We start from the raw sequence: 19741 nt of genomic DNA on the forward strand, positions 1-19741 counted from the left end.
AGGTGAAGTACTATGTTATATAGAAACTTGCTGATAAGTGCTGGTTTAGTCGTAGGCTATTTGGGGGCTGTTGGTACGTTATCTGCCAAGCCAATATTGGAGCCTAAAGAAGGGAAGTGGCAAATTTCCAACACTTATGCAGGGGCAACAAAGCCTAAAGGACAGCGCTATATTGCAGATACTTTAACACGTCCAGTGCCGACTAATCGGTGGTGGTCTTCTTTGATGTGGGATTTTCAAGGTAAACAGCCTTTTTCAGAGCGTATGTATCCACATCCATTGGCCATCGCTGCAGAAGCTGATGGTTTAGGTGTAAGTTATCCAACGCAAGCAACGGTTGCCAATAAAGGTAAACATTATGAGTACTTATATTATAAAGGCGAAGGTTGGGATAAGCGTGATTTATTGATTAGTGTGAATGGGTTGCAGGCACAAGAAACAAAAATCAATGATTTTTCGGATTGGACAGTCTCAGCATTATGGCAACAAGGAAATAAGCAACTCATAACAACAACAGGACATGGTATCCCTTATATATTTGCACAGGCAAAAGGAGGGGATGCACGTATTGTGTTGAATGATTATGAAAACAATTTAAACGTTTGGTATCAGCAAGGCGATAAAATTGGTTTAACCATTAATGGTCACCATTATGGGCTATTTGCACCAGGAGATAGTCAGTGGCAGCTACAAGGTAAAGAAGCCATAGTATCTCTGGCAGGTACTCATGGGTATTTTTCTGTTGCGGTCTTGCCTAAAGCGGATGAGAGTACACTGAATCAGTATGCGCATTATGCTTTTAATGTCGTGAAAGATACTCAAGTTAGCTGGAAGTATGATGAACAAGAAGGAAAGCTAAAGGCGACCTATCGTTTTATAACTGAAGCTATAGAAAATCGTGGAGCAGATGAACACACGATTATGGCGTTATATCCTCATCAGTGGAAGCTCAGTGAAAATGATTTCTTATCAGGTACCTATACATCTCCACGTGGAATCATGAAAACCTTAACAGGAAATGAATTTACGACAACGTCATCCTTTCATGGGGTATTGCCTGGTTTACCGTTAGCCAAAAATATTGATAAACAACGATTGTCGGGTTATTTGCAGACGGCTGTGACTAAAATAAAACAGTCAGGTTTTCGCCCAGATACATATTTTGGCGGTAAGGATATGGGTAAGCTTGCCCATTTATTACCTATTACTGAGCAGTTAAATAATACAGCTTTACGCAATGAAATGATCACAATGCTTAAAGCACAGTTAGAACAATGGTTTGATGGGCATGATAACAAAACACCATTATTCCACTACCATCAGGACTGGCACACCCTGGTAGGGTATCCAGCCAGTTTTGGTTCAGACAAAGAGCTGAATGACCACCATTTTCACTGGGGCTATTTTATTCAAGTTGCGGCTGCGATTGCGCGCTATGATCAGGACTGGGCAAAAGATCAAGCATGGGGTGGTTTAATAAAAATGCTGATTCGTGATGCGGCTAACCCAGATAGAAAAGATCCTGACTTTCCCTTTATGCGTAATTTTGATCCTTATGCAGGGCATAGCTGGGCATCAGGCCATGGTAATTTTGCGCATGGAAATAACCAAGAGTCTTCATCTGAAGATATGAACTTTGCAACAGGGCTTATATTATGGGGAGAAGCAACTCAAAATAAAACCATTCGTGATTTAGGTATTTATATTTATACGACAGAACAAGAAGCGATTCATCAATATTGGTTTGATGTTGACCAAGAAAATTTTCCCAGTAAATATGAACCTGATATTGCGGCTATTGTTTGGGGGGCAGGCAGTGTTTATGCAACGTGGTGGACCGCAGAGCCAGAATCTATCCATGGAATAAACTTTTTACCATTTCATGGTGGGTCGCTTTATTTAGGGCATTACCCTGAGGCATTGGCACGAAATTACCAAACGTTATTAACCTTTAATGGTGGAGAAGAAGGTAATGGTGGTAGTGCTGATGATTGGGAGGATATTATCTGGATGGCACAGGCTTTCCGTGATGCCAACACATTTTTAGCAAAATTTAATGCGAAAGCTGATCAGTATCGAGTGGAAAGTGGTGAAACCAAAGCGCATACCTATCATTGGCTGGCAGCGTTGAACGACTTAGGACAGGTTGATACAAACGTTATAGGTAATTGGCCTGCAACTGCTGTGTTTCAACGTGCAGGTAATCGAAGTTATGTGGCTTATAACTCGACGTGTAAAGAAAAGCAGGTTGCTTTTAATGATGGAATAACATTTTCTGTAAAACCTCAGCATATGGCAGTATTTCAAAATAGTGAAATACAGCAACAAACAATGATGGGGTTATGTGGTCCTGGTGGTGATACACCCGATGATCCGTCCATTCCGCCTAACAATATACCCTATGGTATTCAGTTGGTTAGTCAGTCTGTTGCACAGTTTTTTGTCAAAAAAGCCAAATGGGTGGATGTCCATTATCAAATAAATCAGCAGCCACAACAAAATGTGCGTATGCAGAAAAATCAACAGGGACAATGGATTTTGCGCATTAATAATTTAAAACCTAATGATGTGGTTCGCTATTTTTTTACTATCGCAAATCCTGCAGCAAAGGACACACCATGGCAGCGTATAACGATTAGTCGACATACACCCGACAATAATGACGGTATTATTGTCATCGATTAATTGTTTACTTCATCCTGATCTTATTTGAGTAGTGGGATTGGGGTGAAGGCTTTTAGCGTTTTCTCTGTCAAGCTGTCTGAGATAAAAATGCCATGAAATTTACAGTGAAGTTAGCGATATGCATTTCGATGGTACATGCTACCCATGTAATGGCCAGCCAACAAAGTGATCAAGTGCCTCCAGTGATTTATGATGGTTGTTCAGCGTATGATATCGCGTCGTTAGCACCTAAACTAAAAAATCCACCCGTAAAATCATTTCGCCACCACTACAGCCAAATTTTAACTCACTGGTTTAAACCCTTTCATATGGTTCATGATGGAGTTGCAAATCCTGGTAAATCCACAACCATGACAGCTAAGTTTGATTATGATCGGGTATGGCATAAAGATCTGGAAGATGAGGATATCCATGCTTATCTATTTGGTACAGGCATGCAACAATGGATGTATTTAGGCCGGTATACAACAAATAGTGATGGCACAATTAATGTTAAGATTCCGGGTCAAAAAGCAGGGGATTATGTCGTACGGATGGTTGTGGAAGGTGATGGTACGGCAGTCGATGGCTTTCTCAGTGTTCGTCAACCTGAACATGAAGCCATTGTATTTGATCTGGATGGTACGCTCACTATTTCAGATGCTGAGCAGGTGGGAGACTATATAGGTATTAAAACGGCTACACCGTTTTATTATGCAAAAGAAACCTTGCAAGCCTACCGAGAAAAAGGCTATCAACTTATTTTCTTATCCGCTCGTCCTTACTGGTTAGCAAAAGACAGCCGAGATTGGTTACAGAATACCATGCAGCAACCAGACTGGCATTTACACACCAATGAAAATGGTGAACTGATTGAAGCGGGGCAGGGGCATAAGGCGTTTAAAGCCGATTATTTAAAACAATTACAAAAAGAGAGAAATATAAAAGTTGTGCGTGCTTATGGTAATGCACAATCAGATATTGATGCTTATGAAGAAGCCGGTATTCCAAAAGCAGAAACGTATATTTTGGGAGAGAATGCTGGCAGTGAGGGTACACAAGCCGTCGGTGATGATTACGTATATCATTTCACATCAGTCGTCACATCGATGCCAGACGCAAAGTGTAAACAGTTTAAGTAGCAGTTCTCTTGTCAGCAAGCTGATTAGCGGCTTTGGAGGGTAGGTTTAAGCTTGCTGATACAAAGTGGACGACAACATCTTAGTTGCGAATAATTCTCATTTGTTTTAGTATGGTCATATCAACATCTATCTCACTACTTATGCTACAAAATAAGTAGATTATGCCACTTTTGATAGTCAGCTAGAGAGAAACTTGTGTAAACCATCATGAATGAGGTTGTCTGCATTGGGAAGTTTAAATCCTCGTGAAAAAACGGTAGAAAAGGTTGCGCCTGCGAAAAAAAAGCGTAATTCGCCACAGCTATTATCTGTTATTAAGACGACACGCCTATCGCCGTATATGCAGCGTATTACGTTCACAGGGGATTTGCTAAAAGGCTTCCCCGAAGGGCGAGGTGGAGCACATATTAAAGTGTTTTTTCCTCTACCCCACCAGCAACAACCCGTATTACCCACGTTAGGTCCTTCAGGGGTGATTTGGCCTCCAAAAGAGGAAAAACCCATTACCCGAACCTATAGTGTTCGACACTATGATCCTCAGCTGCATCAGCTAACCATTGACTTTGTTCTGCATGGTGAAAATAGTCCCGCATCAGGCTGGGCATTAAATGCAAGAGAGGGAGATAAAATTGGTATTGCAGGTCCTGGTGGGCCAGACCCTTTATTAGCTCCTGCAGATTGGCACATTATTAGTGGTGATATGACTGCATTACCTGCTATTTCAGCGATACTTGAAGTGCTCCCCGTACATGCTCAAGGATATGTTTTTATTGAGGTTAAAAATCAAGCAGAAAAACAAACCTTAATGACCAAAGCCAAAGGTGTTAAGGTTCAGTGGCTGTACAGTGAGAGTCAGCCTGCAGGAACTACTTCACTTCAGTTAGAGGCCATTCAACAGGTCGAAAAACCAGTTCATGTCTCCTCGTTGTCTGCTTGGGTGGCAGGTGAAAATGCCGCTGTCATTGCTATTCGTAACTATTTAAAAGAAAAATATGGGTTAAATAAAAAAAGTCTTTATGCGGTACCTTATTGGCGTTATGGCTATGATGAAGAAGGGTATCATACAGAACGACATAAGGTGATGGATGAGGTGTATTAAATAAACACCCCTAACATATGGACGTAGTAAAAATGGTTGATTTAACTGCGTTTTTATAGACTATTAACCCAGCTTTCTTTAATATCGTGTCATTTACCTCCAGTATAAGGGTATTTAAACGATTATTTTTAAAGCAATATAAGGAACAATATTTAGGATAATAGTGGCTAATTTATAACAAGCTAAGTACTGAAAATAGGTTGAGAGTAGGTTTGTTTGTTTTACACCAAAAAGCTTATTATGAAGTGTCGTAATGTGCTCTTTCATTAGAATAATTGAAATAGTAGATAGTAGTAATATACTGATATTAATAATGGAGCACCAACCAAAGAAGCTTGTTATTAATGTCATTTGCGCTATATCCATATGAGCCTCTCATTGTTCTCTTAGACAAAGGGTTTATCTCGTTAAGTATAGTTATTAATTGATGGGGTTTAGTGTATTTAGCGGTTGATTTTCCGCCAGTTACAGTAAGTAACATGTCGCCAGCTCTATCATATATTTACGTATCGTGGGAAGTTTAATCACAGCTAAAAAAAGCACCAAAATACTGTGGGAAATGGCTGAACATTTCTCCCAGTCGAAAGTCAGTGAATTGGGCATTGAGTGCTGCACAGGTACAGCGGACTAAGGCAGATAACCGGGTAGTGGACATCTGCATAAATCTGTTCCTTATTTAAACCGTATGTTAGTTGGGGGCTTGACTCAACTTCCTATTATTTATTTTTTTAGCGCAGCCCTTCATAAATACGGTATTTTGCCCTTCGCCAATCATTTTTAGAGGTACCCTTAAGTTTATGCTAATCCAGAGCAGTGGTTCATCATGCTATTGATAAACATTTGTTGCGGCTAAATGAATATGCAAATACTGGCGAAGGATTATTGAGATGTCTTGAAGTGAAGCGTTTATACAGAACTTGAACGTTTTTAAGGAAGTAGATAATGAACTGTTTGCTATTCATCAGTAGTTACTACCCTCCTTGGCTGTAACTGACTGAATTATTAAGAGTGATTAATTTTGTGTTAAATTTTTAAGGTTTTACGAGTAAAGGAATGCATATATCAATTATCCATTTCCCTTCTGGGTGTTCTGAGGCATTGTTATAATAGATTTCATAACAGGGGTGGTCGCCACATTCATAACCGTTGTCAACGAACCAGGCGAAGGCGTTGTCCCAGGCTTGTTGGAACTGGTCTGGTTTTACTTCAAAATGGCAAACGGCAAATGGTCCTCCCTGAAGTGTCTGAGTGGCAATGGGGTCTTCAAGTTTAGCTTCAGACGGAAGGCTTATACATGCATCCACACGACACTTTTCTGGAGGAGTGACCTCAGGGTTATCCCAGTATACACCTAAAACGATGCCTGTATTAAGAAGCCCCTTGGGACCAGCCCATTGACATAATTCGTTAAAGGCCTTTTCACAAGTGTCAGGACCATAAGGTCCAATTTTTCTAATATAAGCAACATGGTATTCAGGTAGCGTCTTGATTTCCGCTTTCACTTTGATGCTCCTATTTGTTTTGGGTAAATCACTCAGTGAAGGTGTCATAGCATACGTTGCTTTTAATGATAGGGCGTTTTCCAGGTTGCTAGGGGTGTTTCCAAACTTGCGTTTTTGTTTGCGATAGTCAGAAGGTGTCATCTTAAAGTGTTGACGAAACGCCTTTGAAAAATTTTGTGAACTGGAGAAGGCGTAGTGTAATGCAATGGTTGTGATACTGTCATTGGGTTTGGATAATAGATGGTTGGCGGCTACTTCCAGTCTGATTCGGCGCGTAAATTCAGCTATTGTTTCACCAACAACCGCTTTAAATATTCGGTGAAAGTGGAACATCGAAAAAGAAGCCTGTTGAGCAATTTCCTCTAAGGGAAGTTCTCTGTCCAAGTTCTGGCTGATATAGTTCATGGCAAGACATACACGCCTTTTATATTCAAGAGCGGTATGTTGTGTTATCGTCTTTTGTTCCATAGTTGCGAATACTGGCTAATCATACGTTTTAAATTCTATACAATATACCCTTAACAAAGGGCATATTTTATATACATAGTTCAAAGGAAACAAAAGACGAGCTCAGTAGAACATACCTGTCTGATGATAATACCGAGGGTAAGTTATTCTGCAGGCATGTATTTCGCGTATACTTCAGCTTCAGTCATATTTTCTGTTTCATTAGCAAATGAGTAATATTCAGGTTTTTTATCGATGAATATCTGGTGGTTGAGTTTGAAATGGGTGGGATGATCAAAAAAACCAGCAGGAATAATATAGTCTTCAGTGTCTTTTAAGTGGTAGAAAATGTGAGTTCCACAATGTTTACAAAACCCTCTTTCCGCCCAATCCGATGAACTAAATGCTGTAATATTCTCTTTTCCCTCTATAGTGAGTTGTGAACCACACTCTACGGCTAATAGAGGGCCTCCAGACCATTTTCTACACATGCCGCAATGACAAGCACCTACATGAGGTTTTACTTTTTGGGCGTGAACTTTTACAGCACCACATAAACACTTTCCATCACAACTCACGGTTGTTGACATCACTTTCTCCTTACGCACTTAGTACTATGAAACAGGTATTTATAATAGTGGGTATATCGAATAATTGTTTAGAAAATATTATATCCAATGATGAATGAGTGCAGCTAATCTCTCTGGTTGCTCAAGAGGGAGCATGTGACCTGCTTTTTCGACTTCCTGAAACTGAAGATTCTTGTTGTTAGACGTCAGTGTTTCTAATGTCGTGCGGTTTACCAGACTATCTTGTTCACCAGTGCAAAACAGGATAGGTAAATCAATCGAACTTAGTTGTTTTGACAAATCATCGCGTATTGTTGTATTGCTAAGTTGGTTGATAAGTACTTTTTTACCAAGCGTTAAGTCCATTGCTGTTATTATTTTAATGATATTTTGCTTGTCTTGGTTTTCTGTGTGTAAGTATGCTTTTATTTTTGAGTGTGGAATTCCTTGATAATCGTGCTCTTTTAACCAGTTAAGACTTTTTTCTCTGACTTCTATTTCACTTTTTGGCAGAGCGCCAGGTGAATTGGCTATGATCATGAGTCGTCTCATTCGTTCGGGGTAGTTAACGGCTAAAGCGGATGCGATGTAGCCCCCTAACGAGAATCCAACAAGATTTATGTTTTCAGGGGGGAGCTTTTCAATGATTGTTTTTAACATGCTATTAATATTCTGAGCATCAGGAAGAGGGATATGCATCGGTTCGTAATTGGCTTTAAGGAGAGGCCAGACCTTTGACCATAGCCGTTGATCACACATGGTACCCGGAAGAAAGAAAACCGTTTTACGCATGATGTATTACCTTGATGCTGTAGATTGCGTTGAAGCACTATTTTGTAACAAGTATTTTTTTATGTCACTTGACTTTGATAGCTGTATGTTTAAAACAGCCTGTTACAAATAGTGAAGCAGCGATTCATATCATAGACTGAAACAGTAAAAGCCGTCATAGTCGACGCCTAAGCTTTGGTTAAAATTATCTAGATCAAAGAAAACTGTGTTGCACTGAATTGTCCATGAAAGTCGAAAAGACGTTGGTTCTCTTAATGTGGCTTTACAAGAGTATTAAACATGAAGTTTGCTAGAAGGGTATATCTGTCATTTATGGGTGGGTTTCCTGTAATGGTCGTTTATAGCTGTTTCAATGTAGTAAATGCTGGATCTTTAACGCAACTGTCACCTTTTATGTATGAAGAAACGTTCGAATCTGGAAGTCGATCATCTGCTCCTGTTGTCGTTCAAGGGAAAGAGATATTTAAGTGGTCTGGTGCACCCGCTAATCCTTCTGTGAGCAATGAGAACCCCAAAAATGGAAATTATAGTTTTAAGTTTGTCTTTAAAGGAACACCCGATGGAAAAGATGCTTGGGCTGAGCAGCGCTTTAAAATTCCAGTTGGAACCAGTGACCTAACGGTGCAATATGACTTATTTATACCCATTAATTTTTACCATAGATTGCAAAAGACATCAGAGAATAACAAATTTTTAGTTTTTTGGTCAGGTCCTTATGGAACTTATGATTCATTTAATTCAGTTGCCTTTGAGTATTGGCCTGCTGGTTTAAAAGGTGGTATTGATGGTGCTTCTCTTTTATCTCACCATTTAGGACCAGGACTGTCTGATTGGGGGCATAAGATTCCTTCAACAGAAAGTATTATTCGTTTGGAGGATAGGGGGCAATGGGTTAATTATAAGTTTCATATTAAACTTGCGGACAAAAATAAGACCAATGGTCAGATTATGGTCTGGAAAAATGGAAATGTACTTTTTAATATTGATCAGTTAGCGAACTATTCACCTACTGGAAACTATCTTGATCATGGGTACTTATTGGGTTGGGCAAATAGTGGTTTTTCTGAAGAAACAGTGTTTTATTTGGATAACTTTAAAATAACGTTAAATGACCTTAACTCTACCGACTCAGACAGTGATCAGGTTACCCTCGTAAATTTTCACAATAAGCCGATCACAAGTTATGATCAAGCTCAGGATAAGAGTGGCGTTGCTGAGATACAGGATAAAGGTAAGACACTTGTGTTAAGTGGTAATGGCTGGAAAAAAATTAATTTTTCATATAACGTCACACCTAATACAGTATTGGCATTTGATTTTAGTAGTGACAAAGAGGCTGAAATAGAAGCTATTGGGTTGGAAAATGATAACCGCATGAGTGCTGATAAAACATTTAAGATTTTTGGTACTCAGGCGGGGTGGGGAATCGCTGATTATGACCAGTATAACGGAACGGGTACACAGCACTTTGAAATACCAATTGGGCTTTATTTGTCAGGCAACTATAAATACTTAACCTTGTTAAGAGATAATGATACGAGTAATCCAACAGGTAAAAGTACGTTTAGTAATATAAGGGTATTTGAAAAAAGATAGCGCTATATTCTGAGACTAACGCATAGCATAATATGTACGATTGTTGGCTTTTGGTAGGGGGAAGGGTAACAAAAAAATAAATCAGCTTGGTTTATTTGAACTGTTGTAAGCTTTATAAGCCCAAATTGCTTATTGATTTAAGTAGTTTGGGCTTTTTTATATGATTTTAAATGATATCAGTGGCGGTGGTTAGTAAAGAAAGTACGGGTTAGCTAGAGGGGATAGTTGTTTGGTGTACGTAACTATATACGATAAATAAAGTATAAAATAATCTATATTTTATGTGAGAGAAAAACTATTCTGAAGGTGAGAGCAAAGAAATTTGTTCGGGGAAAAAGTTTTTTGCAAGGAGGCTTGGTCATGATTAAGAACCTTGTGAAAATATCAGTATTCGTTAGTGTTTTTTCTGTAACGAGTACATACGGTGCAACACCCGGAACGTATCAGTATTTTTATGACTGGGGTTGCGATGGTAGTTATGCTCAAACAACTATTACCTATAATTCGAATGGCACTTTCACAGATGGCCAAAGTAATAGTGGTAATTGGTCAGAAAGGAATCAGATTGTCATTCACGGATATCAGAATGGTGTTTTATATACCGGATATCATTCAGGTAATGTGATTGTTGGTGTATCTGGTACGACAAGTAATCTCAGTGGTTGTTATTATCTGGTTAAAACCTCCAATGGTTTTGCTACTGAGTTAAAGTCACTTGACCAGTCAGAAAAACGTGATGCAGCAGGCTTAGAAATATTTGAATAATGATAAAGTCTATGACGACAGCTATATGATGTCGTGTTAGGTGATGCATTGTCAGATATTTTTTGTGAATGCTAGGCGCTTTATTTTAAATACAGTTAGTGCTGGTCCCCCCAGCATGGACTGTATTTATAAACATTCAATAACGTCAATTACACTCACTGTATTGAAAATGGCCGTGAATATATAGTCATATAATTAGGTGTAGCGTAGTTGTTCCAGTTTTGTAGTAATAAGTTTCCAGTAGAATAGGCAGCTTTTCTACTTTAACTTAAATAAATTGACTTGTATCAATATGTTTACAGCTTTGTTAGACAAAGCTTATGTGGTTAATTCCCTCCTAGTGGTGCAACTTCCAGAAAAAAATTCTTATCTTAGTGAGAAAGCCCTTCATTGGTGTAGCTAGTATTTGGTAATAAGTAAGGATAGGTTTAGTGATATAGCGTTATATATACCCAAACGAAGGGGGTAGCGGTTAAAGGTGAAGATAGCAGAGTATAAATAAAAAATGTAACCATCAGAAAATACCTCTTTTGAGGTAAAAAGAAAAAAGTTAATACGTGTTTTAAATACGTAAAATTAATAATAGTAATGAAAGTGACTAAGGAGGGGGCAATGAATATGCCTGAAGCTGATAAAGTGATGAATCCACTGGGTACGGATGGCTTTGAGTTTGTTGAGTATACAGCACCAGACTTGGTAGGTATTAATGCCTTAAAAAAATTATTTATTCAACTTGGTTTTGTTGAAATCGCTAAGCATAGATCCAAGCAGGTTTGGTTATATCGTCAAGGTGATATTAATTTTATTGTTAATGCTGAGCCTAATTCTCAGGCAGAGCAGTTTAGTCATTGTCATGGCCCTAGTGTTTGTGGCATGGCATTTCGAGTTAAAGATGCGGCTCATGCGATAAAACATGCGATTGCCAATGGCGCTAAACTTTTTGCTGGTCGAGTAGGGCCAATGGAACTTAATATTCCGGCAATTTATGGCATTGGTGAAAGTACACTTTATTTTGTTGATCGTTATGGTGATCAGTCAATTTATGATATTGATTTTGTTTTTTACGATAATTGGAAAAATAAATTGAAAGAATGTGATATGGGATTGACAGACATTGATCATTTGACGCATAACGTTAAGCGCGGAAATATGAAAGTATGGGCCGACTTTTATGCAAGAATTGGGAACTTTAAAGAAATTCGCTATTTTGACATTGAAGGGAAACTAACAGGGCTGGTTAGTAAAGCGATGACAGCGCCTTGTGGAAAAATTAGAATTCCTATTAATGAGTCTTCTGATGAAAAGTCCCAAATTGAGGAGTTTATCCGTGAGTATAAAGGTGAAGGGATTCAACATATCGCACTTTATACGCATGATATTTATAAGACAGTTAAAAAACTACGTGAACGTAGTGTTGAATTTATGTTTACACCTGATACGTATTATGAAAAAGTAAATGATCGAATTAAAGGGCATGAAGAGAATATTGATGATTTACGAGATCTTCGAATTTTAATTGATGGTGCTCCTGAAAAAGATGGTATTTTATTACAAATATTTACTAACACCGTTATTGGTCCTGTTTTTTTTGAAATTATTCAGCGTAAAGGTAATGAAGGATTTGGTGAAGGTAATTTTAAAGCGTTATTTGAGTCTATAGAAGAAGACCAAATTCGTAGAGGAGTACTGGCTGATGCGTAAATGGATTAGCTACCCTCGTCAGCAAGGCCTGGTTTCTCGCCAGGCTCATGCTGATTTCCCTGATGAAGGTATTTATGAGCGAGAGTTGGGGCGTAGTGGTTTTTTTGGGCCTGCGTCTCACATGCATCATCGTCATGCTCCTACTGGCTGGAGTCATTGGGAGGGGCCGTTACGCCCACGAGCCTTTGATTGTAATAAACTGGATCAGTTACCTGTGTCACCGTGGGAAACACCTGTCTTGTTGCATAATGCCCATTGCCAATACCGTATTTGGAAGTGTGAGCGCCTAATGGAGCATTTGGTGCGTAACGCTGATGGTGATGAATTATTATTTGTACACGAAGGTAAAGGACAGCTCTTTTGTGATTATGGACGGCTTGAAGTACAAGAAGGGGATTATGTCGTAATCCCAAGGGGGACAATGTGGCGCTTAGAGCCTATAGAATCATTATTTTTACTTATGATTGAAGCGACTAATGACGCTTATGCACTTCCTGAAAAAGGGCTATTGGGTAATCATGCTATCTTTGATCCTGCAGTACTAGAAACACCTGTTATTGATGATGTTTTTATACAGCAACAAACAGAGGATCCTTGGCAGGTCCATATCAAGCGCCATAATCAGGTTTCGATAGTGAGCTTCCCTTATAACCCACTGGATGCTTTGGGTTGGCATGGAGACTTATCTGTTGTGAAGTTAAATTGGCGTGATATACGTCCGTTAATGAGCCATCGTTATCATCTTCCGCCTTCAGCACATACAACATTTGTGGCACAGCGATTTGTAATTTGCACCTTTGTACCTCGGCCTATTGAAAGTGATCCAGGCGCGTTAAAAGTGCCTTTTTATCATAATAATGATGATTATGATGAGGTGCTGTTTTACCACGCTGGGGAATTTTTTAGTCGCGATAACATAGATAGTGGTATGGTCACTTTCCATCCTGCGGGGTTCACACATGGCCCACATCCGAAAGCTTATCAAGCAGGCCGAGAATACAGTAAAAAATTTACCAATGAGGTTGCGGTGATGCTGGATACTCGGGATGCATTAGATATTGGCTCAATTGTGTCGGATATTGAAAATTCAGGGTATGTGAATAGCTGGCTACCTAAAAAATAAAAAAGGATGTTGGATTATATGAAATTAGCTTCTCTCAATAATGGCCTGCGAGATGGCCAACTTATTGTCGTTAGTCGTGATTTACAGCACTGTGTGGCGGTGCCTGAAATAGCTCCAACCTTACAAGCTGCTTTAGATAATTGGGCAGAGGTTGCTCCTGCTTTGGCTGAAGTTTATCAATCGTTGAATGCACACCAGCTGCATAATGAACAACGCTTTAACAGTAAGGAGGTGCTTTCTCCGTTACCACGTGCTTACCAATGGGCTGACGGTAGTGCTTATGTAAATCATGTAGAACTGGTGAGAAAGGCTCGAGGCGCAGAAATGCCCGAAAGTTTTTGGCATGATCCTTTGATGTATCAGGGGGGATCTGATGCATTTTTACCACCAACCGCTGATATTCCTATTGCAGATGAAGCATATGGCATTGACTTTGAAGCAGAGATTGCGGTTATAACGGATGATGTTGCAATGAGGGTGAAGCCAGAAGAAGCTCAGCAGCATATTAAATTGCTCATGTTAGTCAATGATGTCTCACTGCGAAATTTAATTCCTGGTGAGTTAGCGAAAGGCTTTGGTTTTTTTCAAAGTAAACCTTCAAGCAGCTTTTCCCCTGTAGCCGTGACACCTGATGAGCTTGGTGATGCTTGGGATGGCCAAAAAATACACCTTAAATTGCATACCTATTTAAATGACAGTTTATTTGGCCAGCCTAATGCGGGTGAGGATATGACATTTGATTTTCCTACGCTGGTCGCTCATGCCGCAAAAACGAGACCACTAACGGCAGGTTCGATTATAGGTTCAGGTACGGTATCTAACTATGATCGTTCTGCTGGATCAAGCTGTATTGCTGAACAACGTATGTTGGAAATAATTCAGCAAGACACTGCTAAAACGTCGTTTATGAAGTTTGGCGATCGTGTTCGAATTGAAATGTTTTTAGATGACGGCCAATCAATTTTTGGTGCGATTGACCAACAGGTTGTTCAATATAATGTGAATTAAACAGGTAGGAGAAAGCATGAAACTATACAGTTATTGGCGTTCTTCTACTGCCTATCGGCTTAGAATTGCTCTCAACCTTAAACAAGTCACTTATGACATTATTCCTGTCCATCTGGTAAAAGAGGGGGGAGAGCAGTTTTCCCCTTGGTTTACTGAGTTAAATCCTCAGCAACGTGTGCCTGTGCTAGATACAGGGGAAAATAGCTTAATACAATCTATGGCGATTTTGGAGTGGCTTGAGGAAACACATTCAGTGCCATCATTACTTCCTTCTGACCCTGTGGCTCGGGCACAGGTTAGAGCAATGATGCAGTTAATAGGTTGTGAGATCCATCCACTGAATAATATACGGGTACTGCAGTACTTAAGTAAAAATCTTCATGTTGAAGAGGAGGCCAAGCGAGCGTGGTATCAACATTGGATTGTTGATGGGTTTACTGCGCTAGAGACGTTGTTAAAGCAACATGCTGGACAATACTGCTGGCAAGATCAGTTGACCTTTGCGGATGTAACGTTAATCCCACAAGTTTACAACGCAAAGCGGTTTCAAGTAGATCTTAAAGCGTTTCCAAATATTACCAAAATTTACGACGATTGCATTCAGCTTCCTGCATTTAAACAAGCTTCTCCTGAGTCCCAACCCGATGCTGTTTAGGCCGACACTTGTCGGCTTTTCTGATCGTTAGACAAGCAATAGCTTTATAGTCATTGTTAGACTGTCTTGCATAGTCACAGAAATACATTGTGACTTCCTTACCCCTTTGCTAGCTTGAACTTTCGTGCTTGTTGTGTGCACGTGTTTTGCATTCTGTAAGCGGTGTGCTTAAAAAATACGTACATGGGGATAAGTCAATGGCTGTCAACCGACAACGAAGCTTTTTATTGAGTGCTCTGGTATCACTTACCATTGTCATCATTGCCTATGTGGTTGTGATGTATTTTCCAGTGACTGCAGAAATTCGTAATCAACCACTTGATGTAATAAAAGAAGACAGTCATCAAGCAAAGTCGTTGGTTCTCAATGATCGCTTTGAGCTTGATCAACAGGCTTATACAACACAGCAGGCAAAAATTAATTTACCCGAATATTTGCAAGATACCTTGGTTGATGGAAGCTTGACTGTTGATAGCTTGGGACAGCTAGTTATTCATCGTGAACTACGTGATTTATTTGACTATTTTCTTTCAGTTCAAGGGCTTGAATCGTTAGAACAGAGTGTCAATCGGTTGCAGCAGTATATTCGCTTACACTTACGCCCTCCTGCTGAAGGACAAGCATTAGCGCTTCTTGAGCGATATTTAGCATACAAGAAAGCATTAGTAACCCTTGAAAATACAGTGATAGATAGTGGTGACTATCTTGGTATTAAAGCACAGTCGACGTATGATATTTCGGTATTAAATAATCGTTTAATGGTTTTAAATCAGCTACGTCAGCAGTACTTTTCAGCGAGTACCGCAGAAGCTTTTTTTGGCAGGGATAATCGTTATGACCAGTATATGCTAGAGAGAATCACGATATTACAAAACGAGATGTTTTCAGCAGAACAACAAATGGCGGCGATAAGTGCCTTGAATGCCAGTCTTAGCGATAACGATAAAAAATTATTTCTGATAGCTGATCCCGTATCTCAAAAGAAAGCAATTAATGTGTTGGCAGGGTCAGATGATAGCGCAAAGCAAGCACTAATAACTGAATTTGGCAGTGCAGCCGTTGAACGACTGACTCAGTTGGAGCAAATGAGAAACCAGTGGCAACAACGTTTAGCTAATTATAAGCAGTCATTACACCATATAGTTGAAAGTACAATGGCGGTAGAAGATAAAACGCAATCAATTGAATTACTTTTGAAACAATCCTTTTCTACAAATGAGCAGGTACGTGTAAAAGCGTTAGTTAAGCATCCTTGATCTGATGAAATAAGCTACGCACGAACTACTCTCAGCGTTTATTATAATCTGCCGTTCCTCATAGCATATGATGAAAGCTAGTTGGAACGGCAGTGGACAACTATTTTTGGATACAGGTAGCTTGTAAATCAACAGGCATTGTAGACTCAGCAATCATTTGGCGCTCTTCTACAGTTAATGCTTCATGATTACAGTAGCGTTCCCACAATTCACGCATTGGATCTTGTGCTGGCTCAACGGTTTCAGTAGCTACAGGCGTGGTATCTACTTGCGTTGTAGGGGGTGGTAATTCTTCTGTTTGTCCTGCTGTTGTTGACTGATTGCTATTACAGGCAACGAGCATAAGCATACTTACTGCTGCAACTAAATATTTCATACTGAGCTCCTTGTTACTACTGATGAGGTAAAACTAAATCTATAATATGGCTTACTTGAAGAAAGGCAGTAAGGGATGAAGCGTTGCCTTGTTTGACTTCAGGTTACAGTGGTACTGCCCCACGAGTTTCATAACGCAACTGTTTTACTTGTCTTTCAAAGTAAGCTTTAAATTGTGTTATACGTTCATTGCTGTCTATACAGACAGATAAAACAAAAGCCTTCCCTAAACCACTTAACGCATACATATTACGTAAAATGAATAAGGCATAGCGTAAAGCACTGGAAAAAATAGTATAATGCCTTAACCTATCTTCATTCGGCAATCGTCTTGTAATATTTTGTAGACGCCTTCGATATTATTTTTGTGCACTACATTGAATTAAATTGATAGTGAGTGCCAAAGTAATGTAAGTGAATGGCGGTAGCGATTGGGTCAGAGAATTAACAGGACTTTCATGCAAATTTGTTTCATTTTGGTTGAGCCTCAGCGGGCCGCGAATGTGGGCGCATGTGCTCGCGCGTTAAAAACCATGGGGTTTTCTACGTTACGAATTGTGAATAGTCAACAGCATCTCGCTGAGGAAGCACAGTGGGTAGCACATGGAGCAACAGATATCTTAGAGAGTGTCCAGACATTTTCATCTCTTGAAGATGCCCTCAATGATATTGACCTGGTGATTGGTACCTCAACGAAACAAAGAGCAGGTAAACGGTTTGCCTATTCCCCTAAGGCATTATATGAGTCGTTGTCTGAAAAGCGTCAACTACTAGCGCGGGTAGCCATTGTCTTTGGCCGTGAAGACCATGGACTAGCCAATGAGATGCTTAACTTGTGTGATATATTATCCACCATTCCACTGGCTGTAAGTTATCCTTCTTTAAATTTGGGGCAAGCCGTCATGCTGTATGCTTATGAACTTAGCCCATTGACTCAATGGCTTCAGTCAGAGGTCATTTCTACTGTGGTTGCTGAGGGCCAATGGCGAGCACTACAAGCAAAAGTTACATGCTTGCTTGAACAACTGAATATACCCAGCTCAGCAAAAGAGTATCAGTGGGTTCGCGAACGATTACCTGTTTGCTCTCAAAAGGATATTAATTTTCTGCATACGTTGGTAACGGATGTGATTCGTAAGATAAATCAATAGGTTGTTACTAAACCTAAAGGCTCTACTATCGTTGTGGTGATCTGCAGTAAGAGAAATTAATGCAAAAGTAAGCGTGGGGTCTCATTGCTAAGTTGTACTGGCTGTGCACTAGAAGCATTCCCTGAGAATCTATATGAGATAACTCGATAGCTTTGTAAATGTTAACAAGAGTGTTGACACGGATTAAAAAAATAATGCTGTGTTGTAGTTATATTACTACTTTAATACGTTGTTAATTGTTTTCATATTGGCAGAGAGTTATGAATGGTTTAACCCAGAAAAAGTTTGTTTATAACACTTCGCAGCAGGCTCAAGCCGCAGAAGTTGACATTAACTATGAAGTCTATCCAGAAGAACCTGATAAGGCTGTGGTTGTTAACGTCAGCATCAACTCAAAAGAGGGAACTGTGAAAGAGACTGCAGTGCTTAGACGGGATGAATTTTATAATTTTGCGCAAAGGGTTAAAAGTATTCTTCGTCGTCACGGGCTGTTTGGTGAGGGATTAACCATCTCTGGTTGGAATAAGGCCTATTTAACGGGCCATGAGTACTATGATATTTATAATAAAATAAAAAGTCAGCTAAACTATACAACATATTCAATTGATTTAAATCGTTTTTTTCGCGCTAAAAAACAGTAATTTATTCTGTTTACCTTTTCCATTAAAAGTCTCTCGCACGCTAAAAGAACCGCTATGATTCAGTAATTACAGCGGTTCTTTTTAATGATTTATTTGGCCATTAATTGTTTTATATCGCTGACCAATTGATCAATTCGTGTCTTGTCGCTGTTCCATGAACATACAAAGCGAGCACCACCTGCACCAATGAAGGTGTAAATTCGCCATCCTTGTTGACGTAATTTAACGATAACCTGCTCTGGTAGTGCCACAAAAACCGCATTTGCTTCACAGGGACGTAGTAGGTTTACCCCTGGTATTTCACATAACTGCTCGGCAAGATAGGCGGCACATAGATTGGCATGTCGAGCATTTTTTTCCCAAGCGCCCGTTTTGAGCATTCCAAGCCAGGGGGCTGAGAGAAAACGCATCTTTGAAGCGAGTTGCCCAGCTTGTTTAATACGGTAAGAAAAATCTTCTGCCAGCTGTTTGTCAAAAAATATGATGGCTTCACCAATTGCCATGCCATTTTTCGTGCCTGAGAAGCATAAAACATCAACACCTTGTTTCCAGCTTATTTCGGCGGGTGATTTGCCAAGAGAAATGCAGGCATTGGCAAAGCGAGCACCATCCATATGAATCTTAAGTCGATAATGATCAGCGGCATCTTTAATCGCTTGTAATTCATCGATGGTATACACCGTACCTTGCTCTGTGGCTTGGGTAATGCTTATAACTTTAGGTTTGGGGTAGTGTATATCTGTACGTTTACTGGCAAGCTCTGCAATTGACTCTGGACTAAGCTTGCCCTCTGCACCATCCCCTAAAAGTAGTTTGGAGCCGTTAGAAAAGAACTCAGGTGCACCACACTCATCTGTTTCAACGTGTGAAGTGTGGTGTGCAATGACGCTATGGTATGACTGACAGAGAGAGGCAAGTGCTAAAGAATTCGCTGCAGTACCATTGAATGCAAAGAATACATCGCAATCTGTTTCAAATAATATGCGAAATTCATCACAAGCCTTACGCGTCCATTCATCTTCGCCATAAGCTTCAGCATCCCCTTCATTCGCCAAAAGCATATACTCTAGGGCTTCCGGGCATATACCAGAATAGTTATCACTGGCAAATTGGCCGGGTTTGGTCATTGAATTGACACCTTATAATCTGGAACCCAAGCTCTACCTGAATACGTCACTTATTAGTGAGAATTAAATTTATATGTAGAGTTAAGGGTTGGAGTTTATGTGTAGTGTCAAAAATAGGGCAGGTTTAT

The 19741-nt window shown here is 39.7% G+C and carries 19 protein-coding genes; 12 read left to right on the plus strand and 7 right to left on the minus strand.

Features of this window, described 5'->3' with window-relative positions; genetic code table 11:
* Positions 1 to 12 precede the first annotated feature (12 nt).
* The 3 genes from ACQ96U_RS22495 to ACQ96U_RS22505 all read left to right on the plus strand — a co-directional run bounded on the left by ACQ96U_RS22495 (position 13) and on the right by ACQ96U_RS22505 (position 4905).
* The gene (locus tag ACQ96U_RS22495) at positions 13 to 2685 is read left to right on the plus strand and encodes a glycosyl hydrolase (protein WP_431723520.1); all 2673 of its coding nucleotides are present in this window, start codon (positions 13 to 15) and stop codon (positions 2683 to 2685) included.
* Positions 2686 to 2777: 92 nt separating this feature from the next.
* Positions 2778 to 3806 (plus strand): lipin/Ned1/Smp2 family protein, encoded by a 1029-nt coding sequence (locus ACQ96U_RS22500; protein WP_431723521.1) that lies wholly within the window; start codon positions 2778 to 2780, stop codon positions 3804 to 3806.
* A 226-nt stretch (positions 3807 to 4032) separates the two neighbouring features.
* Positions 4033 to 4905 (plus strand): siderophore-interacting protein, encoded by an 873-nt coding sequence (locus tag ACQ96U_RS22505; RefSeq protein WP_431723522.1) that lies wholly within the window; start codon positions 4033 to 4035, stop codon positions 4903 to 4905.
* A gap of 114 nt (positions 4906 to 5019) precedes the next feature.
* Here ACQ96U_RS22505 and ACQ96U_RS22510 read toward each other — a convergent pair whose 3' ends face one another.
* The 5 genes from ACQ96U_RS22510 to ACQ96U_RS22530 all read right to left on the minus strand — a co-directional run bounded on the left by ACQ96U_RS22510 (position 5020) and on the right by ACQ96U_RS22530 (position 8215).
* The gene (locus ACQ96U_RS22510) at positions 5020 to 5271 is read right to left on the minus strand and encodes a DUF6868 family protein (protein ID WP_431723523.1); all 252 of its coding nucleotides are present in this window, start codon (positions 5269 to 5271) and stop codon (positions 5020 to 5022) included.
* 154 nt (positions 5272 to 5425) lie between these two features.
* Positions 5426 to 5566: a hypothetical protein gene (locus ACQ96U_RS22515; RefSeq protein ID WP_431723524.1), complete on the minus strand. Its 141-nt coding sequence runs from the start codon at positions 5564 to 5566 to the stop codon at positions 5426 to 5428.
* Between the two features lie 370 nt (positions 5567 to 5936).
* Complete coding sequence (locus ACQ96U_RS22520) at positions 5937 to 6875, minus strand: AraC family transcriptional regulator (protein WP_431723525.1); 939 nt, start codon at positions 6873 to 6875, stop codon at positions 5937 to 5939.
* Positions 6876 to 7018: 143 nt separating this feature from the next.
* Entirely contained in the window at positions 7019 to 7444 is a 426-nt protein-coding gene (locus tag ACQ96U_RS22525) for a GFA family protein (protein ID WP_431723526.1), read from the minus strand.
* A 78-nt stretch (positions 7445 to 7522) separates the two neighbouring features.
* The gene (locus tag ACQ96U_RS22530) at positions 7523 to 8215 is read right to left on the minus strand and encodes an alpha/beta fold hydrolase (RefSeq protein WP_431723527.1); all 693 of its coding nucleotides are present in this window, start codon (positions 8213 to 8215) and stop codon (positions 7523 to 7525) included.
* Positions 8216 to 8494: 279 nt separating this feature from the next.
* Here ACQ96U_RS22530 and ACQ96U_RS22535 point away from each other — a divergent pair, with 279 nt between their 5' ends.
* The 7 genes from ACQ96U_RS22535 to ACQ96U_RS22565 all read left to right on the plus strand — a co-directional run bounded on the left by ACQ96U_RS22535 (position 8495) and on the right by ACQ96U_RS22565 (position 16319).
* A complete protein-coding gene (locus tag ACQ96U_RS22535) occupies positions 8495 to 9811 on the plus strand; it encodes a hypothetical protein (RefSeq protein ID WP_431723528.1) in 1317 nt (438 codons plus the stop codon).
* Positions 9812 to 10171: 360 nt separating this feature from the next.
* Positions 10172 to 10576: a hypothetical protein gene (locus tag ACQ96U_RS22540; protein ID WP_431723529.1), complete on the plus strand. Its 405-nt coding sequence runs from the start codon at positions 10172 to 10174 to the stop codon at positions 10574 to 10576.
* Between the two features lie 612 nt (positions 10577 to 11188).
* Positions 11189 to 12277 (plus strand): 4-hydroxyphenylpyruvate dioxygenase, encoded by a 1089-nt coding sequence (gene hppD, locus ACQ96U_RS22545; RefSeq protein ID WP_431723530.1) that lies wholly within the window; start codon positions 11189 to 11191, stop codon positions 12275 to 12277.
* Entirely contained in the window at positions 12270 to 13400 is a 1131-nt protein-coding gene (locus tag ACQ96U_RS22550; protein ID WP_431723531.1) for a homogentisate 1,2-dioxygenase, read from the plus strand. Before hppD ends, ACQ96U_RS22550 begins: the two co-directional genes overlap by 8 nt.
* An 18-nt stretch (positions 13401 to 13418) precedes the next feature.
* The gene (locus tag ACQ96U_RS22555) at positions 13419 to 14408 is read left to right on the plus strand and encodes a fumarylacetoacetate hydrolase family protein (RefSeq protein ID WP_431723532.1); all 990 of its coding nucleotides are present in this window, start codon (positions 13419 to 13421) and stop codon (positions 14406 to 14408) included.
* 16 nt (positions 14409 to 14424) lie between these two features.
* On the plus strand, positions 14425 to 15063 hold the full coding sequence (gene maiA / locus ACQ96U_RS22560; protein ID WP_431723533.1) for a maleylacetoacetate isomerase: 639 nt from the start codon (positions 14425 to 14427) through the stop codon (positions 15061 to 15063).
* Positions 15064 to 15260: 197 nt separating this feature from the next.
* Positions 15261 to 16319: a lipase secretion chaperone gene (locus tag ACQ96U_RS22565; RefSeq protein WP_431723534.1), complete on the plus strand. Its 1059-nt coding sequence runs from the start codon at positions 15261 to 15263 to the stop codon at positions 16317 to 16319.
* A gap of 100 nt (positions 16320 to 16419) precedes the next feature.
* Here ACQ96U_RS22565 and ACQ96U_RS22570 read toward each other — a convergent pair whose 3' ends face one another.
* Positions 16420 to 16695 carry a hypothetical protein gene (locus tag ACQ96U_RS22570; RefSeq protein ID WP_431723535.1) on the minus strand — a complete coding sequence of 92 codons (276 nt, stop codon included), beginning with the start codon at positions 16693 to 16695 and terminating at the stop codon, positions 16420 to 16422.
* A gap of 457 nt (positions 16696 to 17152) precedes the next feature.
* Between ACQ96U_RS22570 and ACQ96U_RS22575 the strand changes: the two genes are divergently transcribed.
* Both ACQ96U_RS22575 and ACQ96U_RS22580 read left to right on the plus strand, forming a co-directional pair.
* Positions 17153 to 17845: a tRNA/rRNA methyltransferase gene (locus ACQ96U_RS22575; RefSeq protein WP_431723536.1), complete on the plus strand. Its 693-nt coding sequence runs from the start codon at positions 17153 to 17155 to the stop codon at positions 17843 to 17845.
* Between the two features lie 260 nt (positions 17846 to 18105).
* Positions 18106 to 18486 (plus strand): DUF5064 family protein, encoded by a 381-nt coding sequence (locus tag ACQ96U_RS22580; RefSeq protein WP_431723537.1) that lies wholly within the window; start codon positions 18106 to 18108, stop codon positions 18484 to 18486.
* 89 nt (positions 18487 to 18575) lie between these two features.
* Here ACQ96U_RS22580 and ACQ96U_RS22585 read toward each other — a convergent pair whose 3' ends face one another.
* Positions 18576 to 19613 (minus strand): threonine aldolase family protein, encoded by a 1038-nt coding sequence (locus ACQ96U_RS22585; RefSeq protein ID WP_431723538.1) that lies wholly within the window; start codon positions 19611 to 19613, stop codon positions 18576 to 18578.
* Positions 19614 to 19741 lie beyond the last annotated feature (128 nt).

Source organism: Zooshikella sp. RANM57 (genome assembly GCF_050749885.1).
In the GTDB taxonomy this organism is placed as follows: Bacteria; Pseudomonadota; Gammaproteobacteria; order Pseudomonadales; family Zooshikellaceae; genus Zooshikella.

Coding starts and splice junctions, on each gene's coding strand:
- ACQ96U_RS22585 (WP_431723538.1), bottom strand. CDS start 19,613: ATGACCAAACCCGGCCAATTTGCCAGTGATAACTATTCTGGTATATGC.
- hppD (WP_431723530.1), top strand. CDS start 11,189: ATGAATATGCCTGAAGCTGATAAAGTGATGAATCCACTGGGTACGGAT.
- ACQ96U_RS22520 (WP_431723525.1), bottom strand. CDS start 6,875: ATGGAACAAAAGACGATAACACAACATACCGCTCTTGAATATAAAAGG.
- ACQ96U_RS22570 (WP_431723535.1), bottom strand. CDS start 16,695: ATGAAATATTTAGTTGCAGCAGTAAGTATGCTTATGCTCGTTGCCTGT.
- ACQ96U_RS22565 (WP_431723534.1), top strand. CDS start 15,261: ATGGCTGTCAACCGACAACGAAGCTTTTTATTGAGTGCTCTGGTATCA.
- ACQ96U_RS22530 (WP_431723527.1), bottom strand. CDS start 8,215: ATGCGTAAAACGGTTTTCTTTCTTCCGGGTACCATGTGTGATCAACGG.
- ACQ96U_RS22540 (WP_431723529.1), top strand. CDS start 10,172: ATGATTAAGAACCTTGTGAAAATATCAGTATTCGTTAGTGTTTTTTCT.
- ACQ96U_RS22515 (WP_431723524.1), bottom strand. CDS start 5,566: ATGCAGATGTCCACTACCCGGTTATCTGCCTTAGTCCGCTGTACCTGT.
- maiA (WP_431723533.1), top strand. CDS start 14,425: ATGAAACTATACAGTTATTGGCGTTCTTCTACTGCCTATCGGCTTAGA.
- ACQ96U_RS22500 (WP_431723521.1), top strand. CDS start 2,778: ATGAAATTTACAGTGAAGTTAGCGATATGCATTTCGATGGTACATGCT.
- ACQ96U_RS22535 (WP_431723528.1), top strand. CDS start 8,495: ATGAAGTTTGCTAGAAGGGTATATCTGTCATTTATGGGTGGGTTTCCT.
- ACQ96U_RS22575 (WP_431723536.1), top strand. CDS start 17,153: ATGCAAATTTGTTTCATTTTGGTTGAGCCTCAGCGGGCCGCGAATGTG.
- ACQ96U_RS22550 (WP_431723531.1), top strand. CDS start 12,270: ATGCGTAAATGGATTAGCTACCCTCGTCAGCAAGGCCTGGTTTCTCGC.
- ACQ96U_RS22580 (WP_431723537.1), top strand. CDS start 18,106: ATGAATGGTTTAACCCAGAAAAAGTTTGTTTATAACACTTCGCAGCAG.
- ACQ96U_RS22525 (WP_431723526.1), bottom strand. CDS start 7,444: ATGTCAACAACCGTGAGTTGTGATGGAAAGTGTTTATGTGGTGCTGTA.
- ACQ96U_RS22510 (WP_431723523.1), bottom strand. CDS start 5,271: ATGGATATAGCGCAAATGACATTAATAACAAGCTTCTTTGGTTGGTGC.
- ACQ96U_RS22495 (WP_431723520.1), top strand. CDS start 13: ATGTTATATAGAAACTTGCTGATAAGTGCTGGTTTAGTCGTAGGCTAT.
- ACQ96U_RS22555 (WP_431723532.1), top strand. CDS start 13,419: ATGAAATTAGCTTCTCTCAATAATGGCCTGCGAGATGGCCAACTTATT.